This is a genomic window from Lewinella sp. IMCC34183 (assembly GCF_003390915.1).
Classification (GTDB): domain Bacteria; phylum Bacteroidota; class Bacteroidia; order Chitinophagales; family Saprospiraceae; genus Neolewinella.
Genome location: NZ_QMEM01000013.1, coordinates 13385 through 36972, shown reverse-complemented (window position 1 = coordinate 36972; position 23588 = coordinate 13385). Strand labels below are relative to the sequence as shown.

Here is a 23588-nt window from a genome sequence, read left to right as displayed (position 1 = left end):
CCTTCTCCAACAAACTGCTATATTCACGCTCATGGCAGAGAACAGCGGAAGCAACAGCACCACCATACTGGGCGTCGATGTAGGCGCCACCGGATTCAAGGGCGGACTGGTCGACATAAAGACCGGTACCATGCTCACCGAGCGGCACCGGTTTGATACCCCGCAGCCGGCTACGCCCTCGGCCATGGCCTATACGTTCCGCAGCCTGGTCGACCACTTTGAGTACAGCGGCGTAGTGGGCGTGGGCTTTCCCGCCGTCGTCAACCGCAACGTCGCCAAAACGGCTGCCAATATCGACAAGGGCTGGATCGGCACCTCGATCTCCGAAACCTTCGGGCGAATGCGCGACGTGTCCATCTACGCGCTCAACGATGCCGACGCCGCAGGCATCGCCACCATGAACTTCGGTACCGGCCGCTCCCACAAGGAAGACGGTACGGTGGTCATGATCACTATCGGTACGGGACTCGGTGGAGCCATGTTCCTCGATGGAAAACTGGTCCCCAACTTCGAGCTCGGTTCCCTTTACCTCAAGGGGATGGATGTGATCGCCGAGAAGTTCATCTCCAATAAGATCCGTAAGGACACGGACATGGACTGGAAGACCTTCGGCAAGCGCCTTAACAAGTACCTGGTACAAGTTAATGGCTTACTGAATCCGGACCTTATCGTTCTGGGCGGCGGCGGCAGCAAGTACTTTACCGATTATAAGAAGCACCTGAAGGTCAACTGCGAGGTGAAACCCGCGGAGATGCGCAACACCGCCGGCACGGTGGGGGCCGCCGTGTACGCCTACCAGCGTCACCACCGCAAGGTGGCCGCTATCTGACGACATCGTCCCGGCGGGCCGCCCCGCCCTAGAGCGACCAGGTCGCTCCTTCTTTCCCGTCCTTTACCGTAATACCGGCCTCCGTCAGTGCGTCGCGCAGCTTGTCGGAGAGGGCCCAGTCCTTGTCGGCCCGGGCTTGCTGCCGCAGTTCGAGCACGATCTCCATCACCCGGTCCAGGGCTTCCTGCTCGGCCCCGCCCGTCGCGGCTTCCGCCTTCAGGCCCAGCACATTCCACAGTAGGGTGCCGAGTCCGTCCCGGAAGCTTTCCAGCCCCTCGGCGCTAACTTCCTCGAGCGAAAGCTGACCACCCTTCAGGGCATTGATCCGCGTAACCAGCTCGAAGATGCGGGCCATGGCCTTCGGCGTATTAAAGTCGTCGTCCATCTCCGCGTAGGCCGCGGCGAGGCCGGCGGCCAGTTCCTTGCCTACGGTACCGTTCTGGGCGCCGCCCGCCCCTTCCATATCCTGCAGGCTGTCCCAGGCCTCCAGTAGGCGGGTGTAGCCCTTTTTGGCGGCCTGCAGGGCCTCCTCGCTGAGGTCCATCGTGCTGCGGTAGTGGGTCTGGAGCATAAAGAAGCGCACTACCATTGGCGCATAGCCTTCGGAGACATGCTCGCTGTCGCCGGTGAAAAGTTCTTCCGGCGTGATGGTATTACCGTCCGACTTCGACATCTTCTTGCCGTTCATCAGCAGCATATTGGTATGCAGCCAGTAGCGGGCACCGGCGTGGTGGCAGGCGCCGACGTTCTGGGCGATCTCGTTCTCGTGGTGGGGGAACTTCAGATCGTTGCCGCCGCCGTGGATGTCGAAGTCGCGGCCGAGGTATTTCGTGCTCATGGCGGAGCACTCCAGGTGCCAGCCGGGGAAGCCGGCCCCCCAGGGGCTGTCCCAGCGCAGGATGTGGTCGTCGGAGGCCTTCATCCAGATGGCGAAGTCAGAAGGGCTGCGTTTCTCCCCCTGCGACTTCAGCTCGCGGCTTTCGGCCATCAGCTCCTCGATGCGGCGGCCGGACAGTTCACCGTATCGCTCTTCGTTGGCGTTGTTGTAAGCCTCGACGTCGAAGTACACGGAGCCATTAACCTCGTAGGCGTAGCCGTTTTCGATGATCTCGCGTACCATATCGATTTGCTCGATGATGTGTCCCGTGGCACGCGGCTCGATACTGGGCGGCAGCGCGTTGAAGGTCCGCATCATATCGTGGAACTGGTTGCTGAACTTCTGCGCTACTTCCATGGGTTCCAGCTGCTCCAGGCGGGCGCCCTTGCTCATCCGGTCCTCGCCGTCGTCGGTGAGGTGCCCCACGTCGGTGATGTTGCGCACATACCGCACCTTGTACCCCTTGGCCATCAGGTAGCGGTAGATGATATCGAAGCTTACGAAGGTCCGGCAGTTGCCCAGGTGGACGGGGTTGTAGACGGTCGGACCACAGACGTACAGCCCCACGTGCCCAGGTACCAGGGGGTGAAAAACTTCTTTTTTACGGGTCAGACTATTGTATAGTGTAAGGTCGGTGGGCATGGATGGGATACGTTCTGGGGGCGAAATTACGCGTTTTCTCGGGGTGGTTGCGGGTGGCGGGCCTCCCGGCCCGATGCAAACCCTCGCGAAGCGAGGAGTAAGTGTCTTGAAAGGGATGCAGTAATTCGTTTCTCTTTGTGTCCCGTGATCGGACCTGGAGGTCCTCAACCCGGGCCTGAAGGTCCTCAACCCGGGCCTGGTCCCTCGCCTGGCTTGGGGCGTAATCGGACCTGGAGGTCCTTAACCCGGGCTTGGTCCTTTGCTTGGCTTGGATAGGTGATCGGACCTGGAGGTCCTCAACCCGGAGGCGCGCGTTGGTCCCGTGGTTATTAACCCCTAAACCTCCGTACCATCTATCTCCCAAAGAAACCGGCTGGCGAAACTGCGGTACGGGCGCCAGGGCTCCGCGGCTTCGGTCATGGCCACGGTGAGGGCCTTGCCCTTGAGGTGGTGTAGGTCGAAGAGGGCGATGAGGTTGCGGCGGACGACGAGGTCGTCGAGGGGGAGCAGGTCGGGGCGGTGCAGGATGAACATGAGAACCATCTCGACCGTCCAGCGGCCGACGCCCTTGATGGGGGTGAGCAGATCAATGATCTCCTCGTCGGTGTAGATGCTCCAGTCCTGGTTGATGAGTTGGTGGTCGAGCCAAAACTCCGCCACGTTGTGGAGGTAGCCGGCCTTGGGCCGGCTCATCCCCACCGCGCGCAGGTCGGGGACGTCGAGGTCGAGCAGCCGGTCGGGGTGGGGGTAGCCGTCGGGAAAGAGCTCCAGGAAGCGGCCGAAGATGGTCCCCGCCGCCCGCCCGCTCAGCTGCTGGTAGGTGATGGACCGGATCAGGCCGAAATACACGTCGCCACCGAAGTCGGGCCGCTCCCGCAGGGCGTGGGCCGCCACGATCGGGGCCAGGTGCGGCTCGCGGCCCAGGTGCTCGAGGATGGCGGGGTCGGTCATAAGCACAAGGTACTGCCCCCGACGACACAGGGCCCCGGACGGTCGTCCGGGGCCCTGCGCGGTGGGGATGCTTTGCCGGGAGGGGACTAGCTGCGTTCGCTGACGCCCTCGTAGTGCTTGCGGGTATCCGCCTCGGTGATGGGCTGGCCATCTTTGGAGGTGGCTCCTACGATGCGTCCGACGAAGAGGAGGTGGTCGCCGGGCGTGGTCAGGGCATCTTCGAGCTTACACTCGAGGGTAGCGACGCCACAGTCGAGCAGCGGGGCACCGGTCTCTCCCTCCGTGTACTTGATGCCGTTCACGGACTGGTTGCTGTAGTCCACTTCGGACTGCTTGGCGAATTTCTTGATGAGTGCCTCGTCGCTCTTGCCGAGGACGCTGAGCGAGAAGGCCTGGGCCTTCTGGATGGTTTCGTTGAGGTCGCTGTCCTTTTGCACGGCGATGGTGATGAGCGGCGGGTGAAAACTGGACTGCATGGCCCAGCTTACGGTGGCGGCGCTCACCCAGTCCTCCTCGCGGGTCTTCAGGTCCTGACCGCCCTTGCGGGTGGCTACGATGTAGAATCCGTAGGATAATTGCTTGAGGGCGTTGTCTAATTGCTGGTCGGCTACTTGGGTTGCCATAGGGGGATAATCGTTTAATTAACTAATGCACCTTTTTAACGGGTGGCTTTCCGGCGATGTTCGGGTACTTTGTCTGCGGTTAGGCTGAGATTAGTTCGGGTTTTACGAAGCCCCAACCCTCCCAACCGCGTTCTACCGGATACATTGAACCCGCCGCACCCGCGCCCCGCTGACTATGAAGAACCTGCTTCTCCTACTACTGCTCCTCCTCCCGCTCACCGGCTGTCTCGACGATGACGACGGCATGGAAACCCTCCAGGACGCCGAGCTCACCATCGCGTTCCGCGCCGAGTACGGGGGCGAACCGCTCCACATTCAGTCCGAAGCCTACGGGTACCCGACCGGCGACTCCCTGAAGCTGCTGCTGTTCCAGTACTACCTTTCCGACCTTGCCCTGAACGACGGTAGCGGTCGCCGGCAGTACTTACTGTCCGATATCGACCTCATCCGCTGGAACTCGGCCACCGACGATCCTACGCAGGAGCGTACCTATACCGTTTCCGTGCCCGTCGGTACCTACCAGGGGCTGACCTTCGGCCTCGGCGTGAAGCCCACGCTCAACGCCACCGACCCCAGTAACTTCCCCGCCGACTACGTGCTGAACGAGAACGAATTCTGGGGCCCCACGACCCGCTACGTATTCGCCAAGATCGAGGCCAACGCTCAGCTGGAGGAGGACGGCCGCTACGACACCGGCCTGAGCTACCACATGGGCAGCGACTCGCTCTACCGGGGGGTACAGCTGGACCGCTCTTTCACCATCACGGACGGCAGCAGCCCTCACTTGACGATCGTCGTCGACGTACGCAATGCCCTCAGCAGCAACGGGCAAACCCTTGACATCACCGACCCCACCAAGCAGGCCGTTCATGGCGGCAACCAGCAGGTGGCCAGCGGCGTATGGCACCGCCTGTCCCGCAGCTTCCGGCTCGAGGTCAACTAGATGCGCGGGTGGTGCGGCATATTCCTGCTGTTGTGGCTGGCCTGCAATGACGCGCCGGACGCCCCGCCGGAGTTTGCCGCCATCCTGTATCCCGCCGATAACCCCTCCACCGCGGCGGGGATCGCCCTGGGCGAGCGGCTCTTCTTCGACCCCGTCCTCTCCGCCGACTCCACCATCAGTTGCGCCAGCTGCCACCGGCCGGAACGCGCCTTTACGGACGGACGATCCGTGGCCGTGGGCCTCGCCGGTCGCCCGGGCATCCGCAACACGCCGGGGCTGACGAACATCGGGTACTTTCACCATCCCCTGTTCTGGGACGGCCGCGCCGATAACCTGGAGACCCAGGCCCTGCACCCCGTTGGGACCCCCCACGAGATGGGCGGCGACTGGCAATCGGTGGTGGCCCGGCTGCGTGCCGATGCGGGTTACGCGGAAGCGTTCCAAACCGCCTTCGGGGCCGGGGGCACCGACTCGATCCGGGTCGGGCGGGCCTTGGCCCAGTATCAGCGCACCCTGGTATCCCGCGACAGCAAGTACGACCGCGTCCGGCGCGGAGAGGCGACCTACACGCCGCAGGAGGCGCTGGGGCACGCCCTCTTTTTCGACTTCGGCGACGACCCCGGCGGCGCCTGGGCCGGCCTGCCGACCGCCGAGTGCGCGCACTGCCATACGCCCCCCCACTTCACCAACGAACGCTTCGAGAACAACGGCCTGGACGCGGCCGATGACCTGGCGGCCTTTACCGATCCGGGACGCGGAGCCATCAGCGGTAACCCCTACGACTACGGCCGCTTCCGGACGCCGGGCCTGCGTAACGTGGCCCTGACGGCTCCCTACATGCACGACGGGCGTATGGCCACCCTGGAGGAGGTGGTCGACCACTACAACTCCGGCGGCCACTACGCCGAGAACCGCAGCCCCAACGTACGCCCCCTGGGCCTAGACGCGGAGCAACGGGAGGCCCTGGTCGCCTTTCTGAATACGCTCACGGATTCCACCTTCGTGGCCGGGCGGTAGCGTACTGCACGATCCGGGGGCGGCGTTATGGAGTTCCGTCGGTTAACTAACAGTTAAAGGCCGGGGCGGGCGGCGGCGCGCGGGTGCGGTAGGTGTTGGGAAAAGTAATAGCGTATGATTCGTCACTTCTATCTGGTCGGTTTTCTGGTCCTGCTCGCGGTCGTGGGCTGCAGGGAGGAGCCCGTGACCGGGCCGGAAGTTCCGGACGGAGGCACCATTACCGGTCCCGACGCCCCGACCCCCTACGCCCTGGAGGTGCCCGATTACCTGCCCGCCCCGATCACCGATCCCGAGAACCCGCTGTCGGAGGAGGGCGTGGAGCTGGGGCGCCACCTGTTCTACGACGCCTCGATCTTCAGTACCGACGGGAATATGTCGTGCGCCAGCTGCCATAAGCAGGAGTTGGCCTTCACCGACGGCCTGGGCCGGGCCCTGGGCGTCCGCGGCGAACCCGGGCCCCGTAGCGCCATGTCGCTGGTCAACCTGGCTTTCAATCCGAACGGCTTCAACTGGGACGGCCGCTCGCCGAAACTTTGGGAGCAGGCTATCCATCCGGTAGAGGATATGCTCGAACTCGACAACGACTGGGAGGAAGTCATCCGCAAATTGCGGGAGCACGCCGACTACCCGGCCCGCTTCCGGGCCGCCTTTGGCATCGACCATACGGACGAGATCACCCGGGAACTTACCGTTAAGGCCCTGGCCCAGTTCGAGCGTACGATCATCTCGGCGGACAGCAAGTTCGACCGCGTATTCTACCAGAACACCGAGTTTTTCACCGAGCAGGAGCAACTGGGTGCCGATAGCCTCTTCTTCGTGGAAAACGTGCCGCCCGCCACCCTCCATCCCGGCTGCGGGCACTGCCACAACGCCCCCACCTTCGGGGACAACAAGTTCCACAACAACGGCATCGAGGATGCGTCGAGCCTCGACGACATCATCGACAAGGGCTACGGTGACGTGACGGGCAGCCGCTTCGACAACGGCAAGTTCAGAACACCGACGCTGCGCAACATTGCGCTGACCGCCCCCTATATGCACGACGGGCGCTTCAAAACGCTGGAGGAGGTCATCGATCACTATGCCTCCGGCGGTCACAACCTTGAGAACGAGGATCCCAACATCACCGGGTTTACGTTAACGGAGCGGGAGAAGGCGGCCTTGCTGGCTTTTCTCCATACCTTGACCGACGAGTCGCTGCTGACCGACCCCCGCTACGCTGCTCCGGAATAAGGATACCCCTTATTGCGGAGAAACTACCGACGTGGGAAAGTACGTACAGTAAGGTGTCGGATAAACCGGCGCCGGGATCGGCTTTTGCCATCCGTCCCTACTGACCGTCCTTTGACGGCAGGCGCTACCCGTTCGGATTTCGATTTTCTTTTTGCTATGAACAACCTGTACCGGATCTGGCTTGCGCTAATCCTTTTTATCTCCGGAAGCCTTTTGGCCCTCACCCCGTCCCACTCCGCTCCCCTGAAGGTAACCCTGCAAGTAGAGCAGCAGGTAAGCTGCTTTTCCGGCTCGAACGGTCGCGTCGCGGCTACGGCTACGGGGGGCACGGAGCATTACCGCTACGCCTGGTCCACCGGGGCCACGGGCACCGCTACCCTGGATAATCTGCCCACGGGCATCTACTCCGTCACGGTGACCGACACGGCGGGGGATACCGCACAGGCGGCCGTCACCGTCACCGAGCCCGCCGGCCTGGAGGTGCGGGCCAGCGCCGAGCGATATCCCACCTGCTACGCCGCCACCGACGGCCGCGCGAGCGTCGCCGTTTCCGGAGGCACGCCCCCCTACGAATACAACTGGTCGAACGGAGCGACCGGCGTCACCGCTGACGGACTTCCCGGTGGGTTCTACGAAGTGGTGGTCATCGACGCGAACCTGTGCGGCACCTCCTCCGGCGTAGCGGTCCGGGAACCCGACAGCCTGGCGCTGGCCTTCGCCACCGCGGGAGACGCGGGCCCCGGAGACGGCACCGCTACCGTAATGGCGGCCGGTGGCACGGAGCCCTACACGTACACCTGGTCGACCAACCCGGTCCGGCGGAGCGCTACAATTCAAAGCCTGCCGTCCGGTACCTATGCGGTGACGGTCAGCGACAGGAACGGATGCACGGTAGCGGACAGCGTATCCGTCGATCGACTCCCGCCGGGTGCGCGCTGCACTACGGCTTTGGCGTTGGACAGTCTGCTGGGGGGCGCCGTGGAGGCACCCCGCTACCTGACCGCACTGAATACGGGCAATTTTCCCGGTTCCGCGACCACGGAAGCTGACCGCCCGGACTGTTTCGTAGGCCGGGATACCCTGCACCACCCGGTGTGGATGACCTTCACGGGCGACGGCCGGCCGTACCGCCTGCGTCCGGTATACTGCGGTCCGGGGGGCAATCCCGCGGGCGTACGCGTGGCCTTATACGCCGGGTCTTGCGGGGAAGCAGTCGTACGTACCTGTTCTTCCGGCGGCACGATCGAACTGCTTACCGAACCCGGACAAACGTACACCCTGCTCGTCGATGACACCCTGGCGGCAGGCAGCAGCCGTTGTCTGGAGGTGACGGCCATCACCACCACTTCCGTCCACCGGCCTTCAAGTACGTGGATAAGCCTGTACCCCAACCCCAGCTCCGGTTACTTGCGGCTGGATGAGTTCTCCGCCCGGGAAGTAGAAGTCTACGATGCTGCCGGCCGGAAAGTCGCGGCATTTTCCGATCCCGGCACCGAGCTGGATCTCAGCGGGTACCCGGCCGGGATATACCACCTACGTATCACGGACCGCGGCGCGCGGACATATGTGACCCGGATAATCAAGCAGTAGGCTACGGCTTACTCGCGACCCAGCGTGGGCCACCGGCCCGGCGTATAGGGAGCTCCCTGCTGCTCGAGCTCACCCTCCAAGGAAAGGATGGACCGCTCGATGCCCCGGAGCTGCTCGACCAGGGGGGGCAGCTGAGCGGAGGCAATGCGGATGTTGTCCCGGTACGTAGTAGTGGGAGCACTGGTGACGTCCCACATCCCGTACTTGACCGAACCGATGCGCTGGGCCACCGAGGGTGGGGTTTCTATCTCGAGACTGCTCAGGGTACGATCGCCGTAGAGGGCGGTGGTGAAGTCCGCCAGCCGGCCCTTGATGGCGTAGATATCCGTCAATGCCGTCTCGGGATTGTTGGTAGTTTCCAGGGCCGCCTTCTCCAGGGCCGACACCCGCTGATCGAGGTCGCGGCGGATATCACCCAGGGCGCTGACCGCTTTGGTAAGGGCGGCAACCTCTCCGGTAAACCGGCGGTATTCACCCCAGTCCTGCGTCGGGAAAGTGGCCTCATCGAGGTACTTGACGTCGAAGGATACCGGGCCGGCCAGATCTGTCATCTCACCATCGAAAAACTGCCGCAGGCGAAGCGTATAGGTGCCGGGGGTTACCAGCTGTCCCTTCGATTCGCTACCGAAAAGTACATCGGGGGCCGGGGTATACCGGCTGTTTACCGGTTCGGCGGGCGGATAGCGGAGGTCCCAGTGGAAACGCTGCATACCGGAAGTGGCCGGCCGCTTGAGCTGGCGGATCACGCGGCCTTCGGCATCGCTGACGGTGACCAGGAAAAAGGGGTCTTCCTGCTCCTGCTCGAGCCGCAGGCTGTCGATGGAGGGGTAGTAGACGGACTCCTTGCGCTCCATGATGGCGCGCTCGCGTTCCTGACGCTGCGCCCGGAGGGTTTTCGGAGCCTCCCGCACGTAGTAGGTGATGGCGGCACCGTAATCGGGATTGTCGGACCGGAACAGGCTGCTGCCGAGGTGGCCCTTGTCGCGCAGACCGATGGGCGTGCGCTGCACGTAGAGCCAGGGATCGCGTGACGCGAAGATCACCGCGTCCCCCGCAAAGGTTTCGGGGCCGAGGTTGCGCAGGGGGCTATAGTCATCCAGGACGTAGAAGCCCCGGCCGAAGGTGCCGATCACCACGTCGTTTTCCCCACGCTGAATCTCGATGTCGCGCACGGCGATGGTGGGCAGTCCGCTGCGCAGGGCGATCCAGTGTTCCCCGGCATCGGGGGAAAAGAAGGCCCCGAACTCCGTTCCGCAGAACAGCAGGTTGGGGTCCTCGTGGTCTTCGGCAACGGTGTATACGCTGCCCCGCTCCGGCAGGGTGGAGGCGATGGAGGTCCAGGTGGCGCCACCGTCGGTCGTCTTCAGCAGGTAAGGTGCAAAATCACCGTAGCGGTGGTGGTTGTAGGCTACGTAGGCCGTATTGCGGTCGTGGAGGGAGGCGATGACCTGGTTGACGTAGCTCATCTCCGGTACGCCGGGCAGGTTGTCGTAGGCGGTCCAGGTATCGCCGCCGTCGGTGGTCTTGTGGAGCAGCCCGTCGTCGGTGCCGACCCACAGCAGGTCCGGGTCGATCCCGCTCTCGGCGATGGTGGTGGTCTGTCCGAAGATGGAGGTGGATCCGTTCTTGGCCACCGCATCCACGCTCCAGACGCGGTCCATGACGGGCAGAGTATTGCGGTCGATGCCGCGGGTGAGGTCGGGGCTGATGGCCGTCCACGAGTTGCCCCGGTCATCGGTGCGGTAGACGCGGTTGGCACCGAAATACAGGCGGGTCGGCTGGTGCTGGGAGATGGTCAGGGGAGCGTCCCAGTTCCACCGCAAGGCGTTTTCTCCTTCCCCCTCGACCGGTTTGATCGGGAGGTACTCTCCGCTGCGGCGGTCGAAGCGCGACAGGCCGCCGTATTGGCTCTGGGCGTAAATGATGTTGGGGTCGGTGGGGTCGACCTGCGTTTCGAATCCGTCGCCGGTGCTGGTTACGTACCAGTCGGAATTCAGGACGCCGTTAATGCTGGTATTCTTGTTGGGACCTCCGAGGCTCAGGTTGTCCTGGGTGCCGCCGTGCACGTGGTAGAAGGGACCCGACTGGTCGGTGGTCACCTTATAGAATTGGGTGACGGGCAGGTTAGGCTTGAAGTGCCAGGTGCTGGCAAAATCCCAGCTTTCGTAAATGCCCCCGTCGCAGCCCACCAGGAGGTGGTCGGTATCGGACGGGTCGACCCAGATGGCGTGGTTATCGACGTGCTTATTGAGCTCCCCCAAGTTGCGGACGGTCTTGCCGCCGTCGTCACTCACCTTGTAGTAGGTATCGGCCAGAAAAATGCGGTCCACGTTCCGGGGGTCGCAGGTAAGTTCCTGGTAGTAATTGCCGCTGGTGAAGGTGCCGGATTGCTTGGCCCAGCTGGCGCCGCCGTTGTCCGAGCGATAGATGCCACCCTTCCCGTCGGGGGCTTCCACGACGGCGTACACAACATCGGGGTTGGCGGGCGACACGTCGATGCCGATCCGGCCCAGGTCGCCGCCCGGCAGTCCGTTCTTGAGGGGCATCCAGGTAGCACCGCCGTCCGTGGTCTTGTACAGGCCAGACTCCGGGCCGCCGCCCAGGTAGGTGAAGACCTTGCGCTGCCGCTGGTGGAAGGCGGCGTAGAGGACGTTCGGATCGCGGGGGTCCATGCGCAGGTCGTTGCAGCCGGTGTAGTCGCTGACCTGCTTGCTGGCTTCCCAGGTCTCGCCGCCGTCGGTCGACTTGTATACCCCGCGTTCGCCGCCGTTGCTCCACAGGGGGCCGTAGGCGGCTACCCATACCACGTCGCTGTCGGTCGGGTCGACGAGGACATTGGCGATGTGCTCGGAGTTCTTGAGTCCCATGTTCTTCCAGCGTTTACCGCCGTCCACCGACTTGTAGACGCCGTCGCCGTAGTTGACCGACCGCTGGTTGTTGTTTTCGCCGGTCCCTACCCAGACCGTCTGGGAGTCGGAGGGGTCGAGGGAAACGCAGCCGATCGAGTAGGAGCCTTCGTTGTCGAAGAGCGGCTCGTAGGTGACGCCGTGGTTGACGGTCTTCCAGACGCCTCCGGCGGCGGTGGCCACGTAGTACTCACTGCGGTTGTCGGGGTTGACCGCGAAGTCCGCTATCCGCCCGCTGGTCACGGCCGGTCCGATACTGCGCCACCGCAGGGCACCGTAGGTGGAGGGCTGAAGGTAGGCGGGCGTTTCCGCCGCCGTCGTGTCGGGCGCGGATCGTTTCCGACGTTGGGCGTCGACGTCGGCGGTCAGCAGAAGCAGGCCGCAGCAGATGAGTAGGATAAGACGCATCGGGGAAGTTGGTTAAGGGAGGCAAATGGTCTGCATGAAGGTAGCTTTTCGGGGGGGAATCGTTTGGTTTGGTCGTATTGATGGGGGGGCGCGGCTTGGGGCTAGGGGCAATTACTAGCGCAGCCGGAGGCTGCTTTGTACTTCCGCTGCCGGAGGCAGCATTGTACGGGCTTATCTTAGCCGTATGCAAGATCTCCGCTTTCCGCTCACCTTTACCTTCAATATTGGCACGCTTGCCAACGACTTCACCACCACCGACGCGACGAACCGGGAGATCGCGTACGTGCGGCAGAAGATGCTGCGGCTGAAGGAGGACATTCAGATCTACCGCGACGGCAGCCAGAGTGAAGTGATGTACCAGATCCGCGCCGACCGCTGGCTCGACTGGTCGGCCGCCTACGCCTTTTACGATGCTGGCGGGCGCGAATTCGGGAAGGTGGCCCGCAGGGGGTGGAAGTCGATCTGGAAGGCTGAATACGAGATCGTGGACGATCACGCGCAACCGCAGTTTACGATCCGGGAGGAGAACGGGTGGGTGAAGGTCATCGACCAACTGGTGGGGGAGTTGCCCGTTATCGGCTGGTTCACGGGCTACGTCTTCAATCCCTCCTACCTGGTCACCGACCGGCGGGGACGGGAGGTGGTCCGCCTCTCGAAACAGGCTTCTTTCTTCGGGCGCCGGTTCCAAGTAGACCGGCTCGGGCCGCCCCTCGACGGTGCGGACGACGAGCGAATCATGCTGGGGCTGATGATGATGATCCTGCTGGAGCGGCGGCGGGGCTAGTGGGGCAGGGGCCGGAAGCGTCGGTCAGAAGGGGGTCTTGGGCGCGATCAGGCTGCGCAGGCTGACACCGATCCCGATCAGGCCGATTACGGCAAGTTTCCAGCCGGAAAAGAACCACGCCAGCGTCGCCAGCAGTCCATCTCCGCCGGAGTCCGCTCCGGAGACGAGCCGTACCAACCCGTATTCGGCCTCTTTATCGGTGGACGGGTCGAAATCCGCGTACCGCTCGCCGGGAGTAAAACGAACGCTCGCCAGGAGGTCGTCCAGGTGGCTGTTGATGCGCGGCAGGTCCTTCATTCGGCCTACGATACTCATGGTCAGGTAGCCCCGGCGGCTAAGAAACCGTACGTTGTAGTTCACGGTATAGTTGTCTTCGCCGGCGAAGTAAAGTTCCTTGGCCCAGTGCAGGTGATGCCCGGCGGGGTCGTAGTGGGGCGGTACGGCCCAGCCAATGAGCTGCACCGGCCCGAACCCCGCCGCGGCGCGGGCGGCGTTTTCGGCCGTCACTTCTTCCTCGAGGCGCTGAAGCAGCGTCCCGTAGTCGATGTCGGAGGCATCCGCGTCACGTACGTGCCCGTCTTCGGTATACAGGAGGTGAATGGCGTAGCAGGCGGGGTGGGATACCGAGACCCCGTCGGGAACGAGAAGGCCCAGAGAGCCTCCCGCGGCTACCGGCGGATTGCCCCACAAGTCAACCAGGACGGTCGCCGCATCCCGGGTGTCCAGGTAGCGATAGCCCGTCGGAACGGTCAGCTTGGCGCGCCCACCCGCCAGAGCAACGGTGGTATCGTTGTGGTAGGTGAGTCCGTTCTCCAGGCTGTCCGCCCGGTCGATGTAGCGTGGTGGCTGGGCCGTGGGGGGCGGGGGCGGGGCCACTGCCTGGGCGGCGAGCAGAAAGGGGAGGAGCAGGGCGGCTGCCGTCGGGTACAGGTGGGGCATAGGCGGGCGGGTCGTGCGGGTGGTCCCCGCCTTCCGCCGGCGGGGTGGCGGCAGGGGCAACCGTACAAACGGCCGGCGGGGTAGGGAATTACAACGCGGCCCTGCCCGCGGGAGTACCCCGGCGGACCTCCTTAACGGCTACCGCTCAGGCTTTACCGTAACTTAACGGATGTAAGGTGACGGGCCTACGAATTCCCCCTAGCTTTGCGTCCGCTATACACTTACTACCACATGAAGGCACCCAACCTCCGCCTGCCCCTCCTTGCCGTACTGCTGGGGCTGATCACCACCGGCCTGGCGGCCCAGGTTACCGTTTCCGGGCGGGTCACCGACGCCGGTAGCGCGGAACCGCTGATCGGGGTATCGGTGCTGGCCACCGGCGGTACGGCCGGTACGGTGACGGACCTCGACGGCAACTACACCCTCACCGTGACCACGACCGATGCCACGCTCCGCTTCACCTACGTCGGATACCAGGCGCAGTCCGTGCCGCTGAACGGGCGTACCACCGTCGACGTAGCGCTGCAGGACGGGGTCAACCTGAACGAAGTGGTCGTCACCGCCCTGGGGATCAGGCGGGAAAAGAAGGCCCTGGGCTACGCGGTGGAGGAAGTAGGCGGCGAGGCGCTGGATGCGGTGCGTCCCGTCAACATGCTCAGCAGCCTGAGCGGCCGGGTCGCCGGCCTCACGGTCACCAACGCCGGCAATGGCCTGACGAGCAGTTCGCGGGTTGTTATCCGCGGGGAAAGCAGCCTCAATCTCAACGCCAACGGGCCGCTGGTGGTCGTCGACGGCATCCCCATAAACAACCAGATCTACGGCGTTGGCGGCGGCAGCACTAGCCAGAGCGACCTGCCCAGCGACTACGGCAACGGCGCCGCAGAGATCAACCCGGCCGATATCGCGTCCGTCTCCGTCCTGAAGGGCGCCGCCGCCTCGGCCCTCTACGGGTCGCGGGCGGCCAACGGAGTGCTGCTCATCACCACCAAAAGCGGTAGCCAGCAGGAGGGCCTCGGCGTCAGCCTGAGTACTAACACCACCTGGAGCAGCCCCCTGGTGCTGCCCGATCAGCAGACGCAGTACGGCGGCGGCTGGGGACTGGACTACGCCTCCGATTTCGGGACCAACTTCGGGCCGGCCCTGAACGAGGGGCTGCAGCTCCCGCAGGACGGTGCGCCCACGGCCGGCGCGTTACCCTTCGACTACCGCTACCGGCTGGCCGATTTCTTTGAGACCGGCTTCAGCACCAACAACCAGGTAGCCATCACCGGCGGTTACGACCGCGGCAACTTCCGCCTCAGCTACGGCAACAGCCACAACACCGGCATCGTACCCAATACGAACCTCGACCGCCACACGATCAGCCTCAACACCGAGTACCGGGCCGCCGACTGGCTCACGGTCGATCTGAGCGCCAACTACATCAACAGTGGCAGCGACAACGTGCCCGTGGCCGGCTACGGCAGCCAGGGCCTGATGTACGTGCTGCTCTGGAACTACAACAACGTGGACCTCGACTGGTACCGCGACTACTGGGCCGAGGGCGGCACCGACCGCGAGCAGGACTACATTTTCACCTGGGCCGATAACCCCTACCTGATCGCCAACGAAAACCTGAACGGCTTCACCAAGGACCGCCTCTTCGGGCGCATCTCGGCCACCGCCCAGCTGACGCCGGAGCTCAGCCTCCTGCTGCGGGCGGGCACTGATTACTTCGACGACCTGCGCACCAGCCGCCGGCCCGTGGGAGCCATCCGCTACGCCAACGGGATGTACCGCGAGCAGAACGTCAACTTCCGGGAGACGAACCTCGACCTCCTGCTGACCTACGAGCGGCGGTTCGGGGACTTCAGCACGGTCGTCAGCGGTGGCGCCAACCGGCGCGACGAGGCCTACAACGAAAGCTTCATCGAGGGCCGCGGCCTGGCGGTACCCGGCATCTACAACCTGCAGAACATCAACGTGACGCCCACCAGCCGCCGCACCGTGCTGCCCAAGCGCGTCAACAGCGCCTACGCCTTCGCCAACGTCGGCTACCGGGATTTCCTCTACCTCGATGTGACGGCCCGGAACGACTGGAGCAGCGCCCTGCCGGAAGGGAACAATTCCTACTTCTACCCCTCGCTCTCGCTCAGCTTCCTGCCCTCGGAGATCATCGACCTCGGCGACCGGGTCGACTACCTGAAGCTGCGGGCCAACGTGGCCCAGGTCGGCAACGATACCCGGGCCTTCAGCCTGCGCAAGACCTATCCCTTCGCCACCCTGCCAAACTCGGTCACCAACCCGGACGAACTGCCCAACGCCAACCTCAAGCCCGAGCGCACCAACAGCTACGAAGTGGGCCTGGCCGGCGTATTTCTCGGTAACCGCCTGCGCTTCGACCTGACCTACTACAACAGCCTGGCCAAGGACCAGATCATCCGGGCCGGCATCAGCCCGGCCGCCGGCTTCACCTCCACCGTCATCAACGCCGGGGAGATCGAAACGAACGGCCTGGAACTGGTCCTCGGCGGCAGCCCCTTCCAGAGCACCGACGGCTTCAACTGGGACGTGGACCTCAATTTCGCCCGCAGCCGCAGCTACGTCAACGCCCTGGCGCCGGGCATCGAAACCTTCATCGTGGGCTACGGTCCCGACGGCGCTACCGTGGAGGCCCGGGTGGGTGGCCGTATGGGCGACATCTACGGACTGGTCTTCAACCGTGCGCCAGACGGGCAGGTGATCTACGGCAGCAACGGCCTGCCGGAGGTGAGCACCGACCGGCGGAGCGTGGGCAACTACAACCCCGACTTCACCGTAGGCATCACCAACCGCCTGAGCTACCGCGGGCTCTTCGCCAGCGCCCTGCTCGACGTGCGCCGCGGCGGGCGGATCTACTCCTACACCAACGCCATCGGCGCGGAGAGCGGCATCCTGCAGCATTCCCTGCCCGGACGGGAGGACGGACTGGTAGGCGACGGGGTGATGCGCGACGTGGACGGCACCTTCGTCCCCAATACCACCGTCGTGGCGCCCGAAACCTGGTACTACGGCGGTTACTACCGCCGCGACAACGTGGAGGTCAACAGCTTCGACGCCAGCTTCGCCAAGTTGCGGGAGCTGACCATCGGCTACCAACTGCCCGCCCGCTGGCTGGAGCCCGTGGGCCTGACCACCGCCAGTATCGCCTTCGTGGGGCAGAACGTGGCCCTCTGGACCGACGTGCCCAACATCGACCCCGAGGCTTTTGCCCTCAACGGCGGCACCCTGGTGCCCGGCTTCGAAGTGACGCAGCTGCCCTCCACCCGCTCCTTCGGCTTCCGCCTGAACCTATCGTTTTAGACATTTTGTTGCACCCGCGCCCCGCCGCCCAATCGATGTCCGCTATGCGTACCCTCCTGCTCCTGCTACCGGCCCTGCTGCTCACCCGCTGCACCGACGGCTTCGCCGATATCAATACCAACCCTAACGAACCGGAAGTGGTGACCGCCGACCTGCTCCTGCGCACGGTCACCTTCGAGCTGGCCAGCAACCACGTCGCGAACGTGCAGGCCTTCGGCGACGTCGTGGGACAGTACACGGCGAATTACGAATTCAACGACATCGACATCTACCAGTGGGCGGCCGACAGCCGCTTCTGGGACCTGTACGCCGTGATCCAGGACGCGAAGGACATCGAAGCCTTCGGACAGGCCACCGACGCGCCCGACTACGAGGCGGTATCGCTGATCCTGCAGGCCTACATGTTTTCCATCCTCACCGACGCCTACGGCGACGTACCGTATTCCGAGGCCGGGCGGGCAGAAACCGACGGCATCTACGCCCCGGCCTACGATAGCCAGGAAAGTATTTACGCCGGCCTGCTCGCCGACCTGGAGCGGGCCAACGGCCTCTTCACCGGAGCGACCATCGCGGGGGATAACCTCTTCGGTGGCGACGGCATGAAGTGGCGGCGCTTCGGCAACACTTTGCGCGTACGCCTCCTTATGCGGACCAGTGAGGTGACGGACGTATCCGACGAACTCACCGCCCTGCTCGCGGACCCGGACACCTACCCCCTCATGGAGAGCAACGCCGACAACGCTATCTACGACTTCACGGGCGTGCTGCCCAACGTGGCCCCGACCGCCGCGCCGGTGGGCCGCAGCTACGAGTACTACCTCGGCATTCCGACTACGAACCTCGTGGGCCTACTGCAGGAATACGACGACCCCCGCCTGGCGGAGTGGCTGGACCGCAACGAGCAGCCCGACTACCGCGGTGTGGCCCCGGGGCAGACCCTGGGCGACATCGGCCGGCCGGACGCCTTCGCGACCAAGGCACCCGCCTATTTTGAAGAACCGGGCAAGCTGGACGCTATCTTCCTGACGTACAGCGAGCTCAACTTCCTGCTGGCCGAGGCGGCGGTGCGCGGGTTGATCGCGGGCGAGGGGGCGGCCTACTACCGGGCGGGCGTGGAGGCATCCTTCGCGCAGTGGGGCGTGGAGCTGCCGGCCGATTACTTCGACGGGGCCGCCGCGTGGGATGCTGGTGCAGCCCGGGAGCTCATCGCGCGGCAGAAGTGGTTGAGCCTGTGGCAGAATACGACCGAGGCCTGGTTCGACTGGAAACGGACGGGGCGCCCTACCTTCATCGCCGCCGGACCGGGTACGGTGAACGGGGGGGAGGTGCCGGTGCGCCTGCTGTACCCCAGCATCGAGCAATCGGTCAATCCGGACAACTACCGGGCCGCCGCCGACCGGATTGGGGGGGACAATATCAACTCCCGGGTGTGGTACGATGAGTAGCCCCGCCCGCCAAGCCATTACCATACGCGCCTACCCGGTCGCCGGGGGCGAAAAACGGATACCATGAAGACCTACTGGACAGGATTAGCGATCGTACTCAGCAGCCTGGCGCTGCCGGCCCAGCACAACCACCCCCACGCCCACGCCCCGGCGCGGGATATCGACTTCCCGGACACCGAGGAATACCGCGTGCTGGCCTGTGACTTCCACATCCATACCGTCTTCAGCGACGGCAGCGTGTGGCCGGACATCCGGATCCAGGAAGCGGTGCGCGACAGCCTCGATGCCGTAGCGATGACCGAGCACCTGGAGTACCAGCCGCACGCCGACGACCTGCCGCACCCCGACCGCAACCGCAGCCACGTGCTGGCCGAGCAATACGCCCGTCCCTACGACCTGCTGGTGGTACAGGGGGCGGAGATCACGCGCAGCCTGCCCCCCGGCCACTCCAACGCCCTCTTCATCGAGGACGCCAACCGCCTGCTGATCGCCGACAGCCTCGCGGTCTTCGAGGAGGCCCACCGGCAGGGGGCCTTTACCTTCTGGAACCACCCCAACTGGGTGGCCCAGCGCCCCGACGGCGTAGCGGAACTTACCCCCTTCCACCGCTACCTGATAGACAACGACCTGCTGCACGGCATCGAGGTCGTCAACGACCTGACCATCAGCGCGGAGGCCCTGCAGGTGGCCCTCGACAACGACCTGACCATCATGGGGACCTCCGACATCCACGGGCTGGTCGATTACCAGTACGGCATCGCCGAGGGTGGGCACCGGCCCGTGACGCTGGTGCTGGCCGCGGAACGGAGCGTGGAGGCCATCCGGGAGGCCCTCTTTGCGGGCCGTACCGTGGCCTGGTTCGAAAATACGCTGGTGGGCAGGGAAGAAAACGTGCGCCGGGTGGTGGCGGGCAGCCTGTCGGTGGCGGAGGCCCATTACCAGGGGCCCAGCGCGGTGGCGGACGTAACCCTCCGCAACGATTCCGACGCCGACTATACGGTAGAAAACGTGAGCGGCTACTCCCTGCAGAGCGACCTGGGGCTGCTGCACCTGCCGCCCCACAGCGAAACCACCCTGAACGTGATGACCCTGGAACGACTGGGAGCGTTCGACCTGCGCTTCCGGGTGCTCAACGCCGTCACCGGCGTGGAGGAGCGGTTGGAGATTACCGTACCCGTTGCGGTGACGGAGTGAGGCTTGCAGCAACCCGGGGCCGGGGCAGGGCGCTCCGACCTGCAATTTCACGGCCGCCACGGGGTTGAAACACATTCGCGGGCTATGCATATATAAATTGGTTGAGTCACAATATCCAATTAAAGATGTTGTGACCTTTACTGTAGGGTCGTGCAAGAGAGGGGCAAAAAATCTGGTCTAAAGACGGATTCAGCGTGCAATACCACGTGGATTATAGCGTCTAAAAGAGCGTACTTGATCCGTGCGGCGGGATTATCCGGTATATACTAGGTAATCCCTCTGGTTCCGATGTGACCACCCGTGTAGATATGTCCTTCACCCATCAATTCACCTTCCTCACCCAATTTTTCTGTCCGGCGCGCTGACGCGACCGGCTGATTCGCCTATTCAACTCCCTCTCATGAAATACCTGTACCCACTATGGGTCTTCTTGCTATTCCTTGCGGTATCACCAACCCATGACCTGACAGCTCAGTCCATTGACTATGCTTTTACTCACGACTTAGTGCAGTATTCTGGTACTGCTTCTTATGCTGGACAGAATGCTGGAAAGCTTTTGTACCACGGTTCCAACAGTTCTCATTCTACCACAATTTACTGGAGTGGTGAGAGCTGGACGATTCGGTATAGACCCTCTGGTTCACTAAAAGCTTTCTCTGTATCCGCATCCTCTGATGATGTTGGAGAAAAGCCACCGAGCCTGACTAGCGGAACGTGGGTAGACTTGCCTGGTTTTAAGCTCACAAAACTGGAAGGGTCGGGTACCGGTGGTGCCCCGGATCCCCTAGCGGCCTCGATCCAGGGGCATACGGACGTATCCTGCCACGGTGGGGCAACCGGATCAGTGCAGGTAGTCGCTTCCGGCGGTTCGGGCGTCTATTCGTACAGTTGGTCCAATGGTACCAAAACATCGAACACCAGCTCCACCACTAATTCCCTGAGCGGCCTGGCCGCCGGCAACTATACCGTTACGGTCACGGACGACAAGGGCGGCTCCACCACCGCTTCCGCGACGGTGGCCGAGCCTATGAAACTGACGGCGTCCATTCAGAAGACGGACGTGAGCTGCGGCGGGACACCTGATGGTACCGTCGACCTCACCGTGGTGGGCGGTGCTCCCCCCTACACCTTCATGTGGTCGAACGGTGCGACCACGGAGGACCTGATCGGCCTGGACGCGAAGACCTACAAGGTTACGGTCATGGATCACAACCACTGCGAAACGATAGCGGAGGTGACCCTGAAGTCACAGTCCACGCTCAAAACGAGCGCCACCGTCCTCGCCAACGTCAGTTGCCACGCCGGTACTGACGGAAAGATCGGCGTTGTGGCGTCCGGCGGTGAAGCCCCTTACACGTACCTCTGGTCCGACGGCTCCGCCACGGCGGAAGTTGCGAATTTGCCCGCCGGTAACTACGGCGTGACGGTCACCGACAACAAAGGCTGTATCTCTACCGAGAAGGTTACGGTTACCGAGCCCGCCGTCCTCACCGCGGCGGCGCTGGTCGAGAGTGACGCATCCTGCTTCGACGGCGACAACGGTGCCGTAATGGCGGGCGCAACGGGTGGCACATCCCCCTATACCTACGCCTGGAGCAACTCGGCCACTACCGAGAAGCTGACGGGCCTGTCCGCCGGTACCTACACCGTCACGATCACCGACGCCAACAACTGTACCGCAACGGAAAGCGCTACGGTAAAGGAGCCGGCCCCCCTCTCCGTAGCGCTCACGGTCAACCAGGAAATCTCCTGTAACGGTGGCGCCACCGGCGCAGTGACGGCCCAGGGAGCGGGCGGTACTGCTCCCTATGCTTACACTTGGAACAATGCGGCCACTACTGGAAAGCTGTCGGGCCTGTCCGCCGGCACCTATACCGTAACAATTACCGACGCCAACAACTGTACCAGCACCGGCCAGGTGGTCCTGTCCGAACCCGCCGCAATCGTGGCGGTGACCAGCGTCGACGCTAACGTATCCTGTAATGGGGGAAAGGATGGCGCCGCTTCGGTCAGCGTCTCGGGGGGCAATGCGCCCTACAGCTACTACTGGGTAGACGATGCCAACGGCTGCGGCCTCAAACCCGGCTCGCTAGCGAAGTGTAGCTCGGTCGTTTCGGAAGCAGAAAAGGCCACCGATCTGCCGGCCGGCAACTACACCGTGTACGTCATGGACGCGCAGGGCTGCCACGTTTCGGCCAAGGTAACCATCGTTGAGCCTGCCGCGCTCATCGCTACCGCCACCGTGGCGGCCACCGTCAGCTGTAACGGCGAAAGCGACGGCGCCGCCTCCGTACAGGCCTCGGGCGGTACCGCCCCCTACACCTACGCCTGGGACAATTCCGCTACTACCGAAGAGGTGGGTGGCCTCGCAGCCGCCACCTACCAGGTGACCGTGACCGACGCCAACGGCTGTACCGCCACGACCACCGTCACCGTGACCGAGCCGGCCGGCCTGGTAGCCTCCGCCACCGTCGACAAAAACCTCACCTGCTTTGGCGGGGCCGACGGCTCCGCTACCGCAACCGCTACGGGCGGTACCGGCCCCTACAGCTTTGCGTGGGCCAACGATGAGTCCGTGGCTACCGCCACCTCCCTCACGGCGGGTACCCACGAGGTGGTCGTGACCGACGCCAACGGCTGTTCGGCCACCGCCCAGGTGACCCTTACGCAGCCCGCCCCCCTCCAGGTAAATGCCGTAGCCGGCGATACGCTCTCCTGCTTCGGCGCCAACGACGGCATAGCCGCGGTGGCGGTGCGCGGGGGCACGGGCTCCTACGCCTACGCCTGGTCGACGCAGGCCACCACCCCCAGCATTTTCGACCTGGCCGCCGGCATGTACTACGTGACCGTTACCGACGGGAAAGGCTGTACGCAGACCGACTCCGTCGCCGTCGTGGAGCCGGATGAGCTGCAGCTGGCCTTCACCACCACCGACGATTCCGGCGCCGGAGACGGCAGCCTCACCGTAGCCACGACCCGCAACCAGGGCCCTGTGGTATACACCTGGGATACCGATCCGGTCGCCACCACCGACACCCTGACCGACCTCGCGGCGGGTACCTACACCGTAACCGTACAGGACGCCATGGGATGTGTGAAAACGGAGAGCGTCAGCGTACCCCTCATGGGTGAGAGCTGTACCAGTTCCATAGCCATCGACAGCTTGTTCGGCCACGGTATGAACGTGGCAACCCGTACCCACCTGATGGATAATACCGCCTACCCCCACGGAGTGGTAACGGATGAAAACCTCATCGCCGGCTTCGGTCACGATAAGCTCTACCACGCCACCTACTTCTCCTTTGTGGGCGACGGCAACATCTACCACATCCGCACCAGCGATCTGGATTCGGTGAACGTGCTGACCGATACCCGCGCGGCCCTCTTCGCCGGCGACTGCGGCAGTGCCGACCTGATGAAGTGGAACCTGGATGAATCGGAACTGGACGCCAACGCACGGATCGAAATCCAGACGGTAGCCGGTATGGAATACACCCTGCTGGTCGACGGGGTCGAAGGTACCGGCGGACGGTACGGCCTCGAAGTCATGCGGATGGCCACCACCGGCGTCCGCACGGCCCTGCCCACCGCCATCACGGTCTACCCCAACCCGACCACGGGCGTGGTACGCCTCCCGGAACTGGGCATCAGCGCGCTGACCGTCACGGACAGCTACGGACGCCTCGTGCTCCAGCAGCGCAACGCCAGCCGGACGATCGACCTGAGCGACCTGCCCCGCGGGATGTACTACCTCCACCTGACCACCGCCGAACAGCAGCACTACACTTCACGGATCGTGAAGCAGTAATCAATCACCCAGCACCGCTGGTCTACGCCGGTACGGATCGTCACGATCCGTACCGGCTTTTTTGTGTGCGGCGGTACG

General features: G+C 63.9%; 15 protein-coding genes. 10 read left to right on the top strand and 5 right to left on the bottom strand.

Annotation, left to right across the window (positions count from 1 at the left end):
• Positions 1-31 precede the first annotated feature (31 nt).
• Complete coding sequence (gene ppgK / locus DQG19_RS19575) at positions 32-829, top strand: polyphosphate--glucose phosphotransferase (protein WP_116128061.1); 798 nt, start codon at positions 32-34, stop codon at positions 827-829.
• Between the two features lie 28 nt (positions 830-857).
• Here the strand turns inward: ppgK and cysS are convergent, their stop codons facing one another.
• The 3 genes from cysS to DQG19_RS19560 all read right to left on the bottom strand — a co-directional run bounded on the left by cysS (position 858) and on the right by DQG19_RS19560 (position 3922).
• The gene (gene cysS, locus DQG19_RS19570; RefSeq protein ID WP_116128059.1) at positions 858-2348 is read right to left on the bottom strand and encodes a cysteine--tRNA ligase; all 1491 of its coding nucleotides are present in this window, start codon (positions 2346-2348) and stop codon (positions 858-860) included.
• A 336-nt stretch (positions 2349-2684) separates the two neighbouring features.
• Positions 2685-3299 (bottom strand): DNA-3-methyladenine glycosylase family protein, encoded by a 615-nt coding sequence (locus tag DQG19_RS19565; protein WP_116128057.1) that lies wholly within the window; start codon positions 3297-3299, stop codon positions 2685-2687.
• Positions 3300-3385: 86 nt separating this feature from the next.
• Entirely contained in the window at positions 3386-3922 is a 537-nt protein-coding gene (locus tag DQG19_RS19560; RefSeq protein ID WP_116128055.1) for a flavin reductase family protein, read from the bottom strand.
• Between the two features lie 175 nt (positions 3923-4097).
• Between DQG19_RS19560 and DQG19_RS19555 the strand changes: the two genes are divergently transcribed.
• From DQG19_RS19555 to DQG19_RS19540, 4 genes are all read left to right on the top strand, one after another.
• Positions 4098-4865: an MbnP family protein gene (locus DQG19_RS19555; protein WP_116128053.1), complete on the top strand. Its 768-nt coding sequence runs from the start codon at positions 4098-4100 to the stop codon at positions 4863-4865.
• On the top strand, positions 4866-5882 hold the full coding sequence (locus DQG19_RS19550; protein WP_116128051.1) for a cytochrome-c peroxidase: 1017 nt from the start codon (positions 4866-4868) through the stop codon (positions 5880-5882).
• Positions 5883-5996: 114 nt separating this feature from the next.
• Positions 5997-7115, top strand: a complete 1119-nt coding sequence (locus DQG19_RS19545) for a cytochrome-c peroxidase (protein WP_116128049.1) — start codon at positions 5997-5999, stop codon at positions 7113-7115.
• A 156-nt stretch (positions 7116-7271) separates the two neighbouring features.
• Positions 7272-8705, top strand: coding sequence for a T9SS type A sorting domain-containing protein (locus DQG19_RS19540; protein ID WP_116128046.1), 1434 nt, complete (start codon positions 7272-7274; stop codon positions 8703-8705).
• An 8-nt stretch (positions 8706-8713) separates the two neighbouring features.
• Here DQG19_RS19540 and DQG19_RS19535 read toward each other — a convergent pair whose 3' ends face one another.
• Positions 8714-12019 carry a WD40/YVTN/BNR-like repeat-containing protein gene (locus DQG19_RS19535; RefSeq protein ID WP_116128044.1) on the bottom strand — a complete coding sequence of 1102 codons (3306 nt, stop codon included), beginning with the start codon at positions 12017-12019 and terminating at the stop codon, positions 8714-8716.
• A 184-nt stretch (positions 12020-12203) separates the two neighbouring features.
• Here DQG19_RS19535 and DQG19_RS19530 point away from each other — a divergent pair, with 184 nt between their 5' ends.
• Positions 12204-12803 carry a hypothetical protein gene (locus DQG19_RS19530; RefSeq protein ID WP_116128043.1) on the top strand — a complete coding sequence of 200 codons (600 nt, stop codon included), beginning with the start codon at positions 12204-12206 and terminating at the stop codon, positions 12801-12803.
• A gap of 24 nt (positions 12804-12827) precedes the next feature.
• Here DQG19_RS19530 and DQG19_RS19525 read toward each other — a convergent pair whose 3' ends face one another.
• Positions 12828-13742 (bottom strand): DUF2167 domain-containing protein, encoded by a 915-nt coding sequence (locus tag DQG19_RS19525; RefSeq protein ID WP_157974614.1) that lies wholly within the window; start codon positions 13740-13742, stop codon positions 12828-12830.
• 231 nt (positions 13743-13973) lie between these two features.
• Between DQG19_RS19525 and DQG19_RS19520 the strand changes: the two genes are divergently transcribed.
• From DQG19_RS19520 to DQG19_RS19505, 4 genes are all read left to right on the top strand, one after another.
• Positions 13974-17063: a SusC/RagA family TonB-linked outer membrane protein gene (locus tag DQG19_RS19520; protein ID WP_116128039.1), complete on the top strand. Its 3090-nt coding sequence runs from the start codon at positions 13974-13976 to the stop codon at positions 17061-17063.
• 44 nt (positions 17064-17107) lie between these two features.
• Entirely contained in the window at positions 17108-18508 is a 1401-nt protein-coding gene (locus DQG19_RS19515) for a SusD/RagB family nutrient-binding outer membrane lipoprotein (RefSeq protein ID WP_157974613.1), read from the top strand.
• 63 nt (positions 18509-18571) lie between these two features.
• Positions 18572-19702, top strand: coding sequence for an Sb-PDE family phosphodiesterase (locus DQG19_RS19510; protein WP_232826556.1), 1131 nt, complete (start codon positions 18572-18574; stop codon positions 19700-19702).
• 724 nt (positions 19703-20426) lie between these two features.
• Positions 20427-23510 (top strand): T9SS type A sorting domain-containing protein, encoded by a 3084-nt coding sequence (locus DQG19_RS19505; RefSeq protein ID WP_198661816.1) that lies wholly within the window; start codon positions 20427-20429, stop codon positions 23508-23510.
• Positions 23511-23588 lie beyond the last annotated feature (78 nt).

Bases quoted from the DNA above. Each gene is read 5' to 3' on its own strand.
- DQG19_RS19510 (WP_232826556.1), top strand. From the start codon at position 18,572: ATGAAGACCTACTGGACAGGATTAGCGATCGTACTCAGCAGCCTGGCG.
- DQG19_RS19545 (WP_116128049.1), top strand. From the start codon at position 5,997: ATGATTCGTCACTTCTATCTGGTCGGTTTTCTGGTCCTGCTCGCGGTC.
- ppgK (WP_116128061.1), top strand. From the start codon at position 32: ATGGCAGAGAACAGCGGAAGCAACAGCACCACCATACTGGGCGTCGAT.
- DQG19_RS19530 (WP_116128043.1), top strand. From the start codon at position 12,204: ATGCAAGATCTCCGCTTTCCGCTCACCTTTACCTTCAATATTGGCACG.
- DQG19_RS19525 (WP_157974614.1), bottom strand. From the start codon at position 13,742: ATGCCCCACCTGTACCCGACGGCAGCCGCCCTGCTCCTCCCCTTTCTG.
- DQG19_RS19535 (WP_116128044.1), bottom strand. From the start codon at position 12,019: ATGCGTCTTATCCTACTCATCTGCTGCGGCCTGCTTCTGCTGACCGCC.
- DQG19_RS19565 (WP_116128057.1), bottom strand. From the start codon at position 3,299: ATGACCGACCCCGCCATCCTCGAGCACCTGGGCCGCGAGCCGCACCTG.
- cysS (WP_116128059.1), bottom strand. From the start codon at position 2,348: ATGCCCACCGACCTTACACTATACAATAGTCTGACCCGTAAAAAAGAA.
- DQG19_RS19540 (WP_116128046.1), top strand. From the start codon at position 7,272: ATGAACAACCTGTACCGGATCTGGCTTGCGCTAATCCTTTTTATCTCC.
- DQG19_RS19515 (WP_157974613.1), top strand. From the start codon at position 17,108: ATGCGTACCCTCCTGCTCCTGCTACCGGCCCTGCTGCTCACCCGCTGC.
- DQG19_RS19555 (WP_116128053.1), top strand. From the start codon at position 4,098: ATGAAGAACCTGCTTCTCCTACTACTGCTCCTCCTCCCGCTCACCGGC.
- DQG19_RS19520 (WP_116128039.1), top strand. From the start codon at position 13,974: ATGAAGGCACCCAACCTCCGCCTGCCCCTCCTTGCCGTACTGCTGGGG.
- DQG19_RS19550 (WP_116128051.1), top strand. From the start codon at position 4,866: ATGCGCGGGTGGTGCGGCATATTCCTGCTGTTGTGGCTGGCCTGCAAT.
- DQG19_RS19560 (WP_116128055.1), bottom strand. From the start codon at position 3,922: ATGGCAACCCAAGTAGCCGACCAGCAATTAGACAACGCCCTCAAGCAA.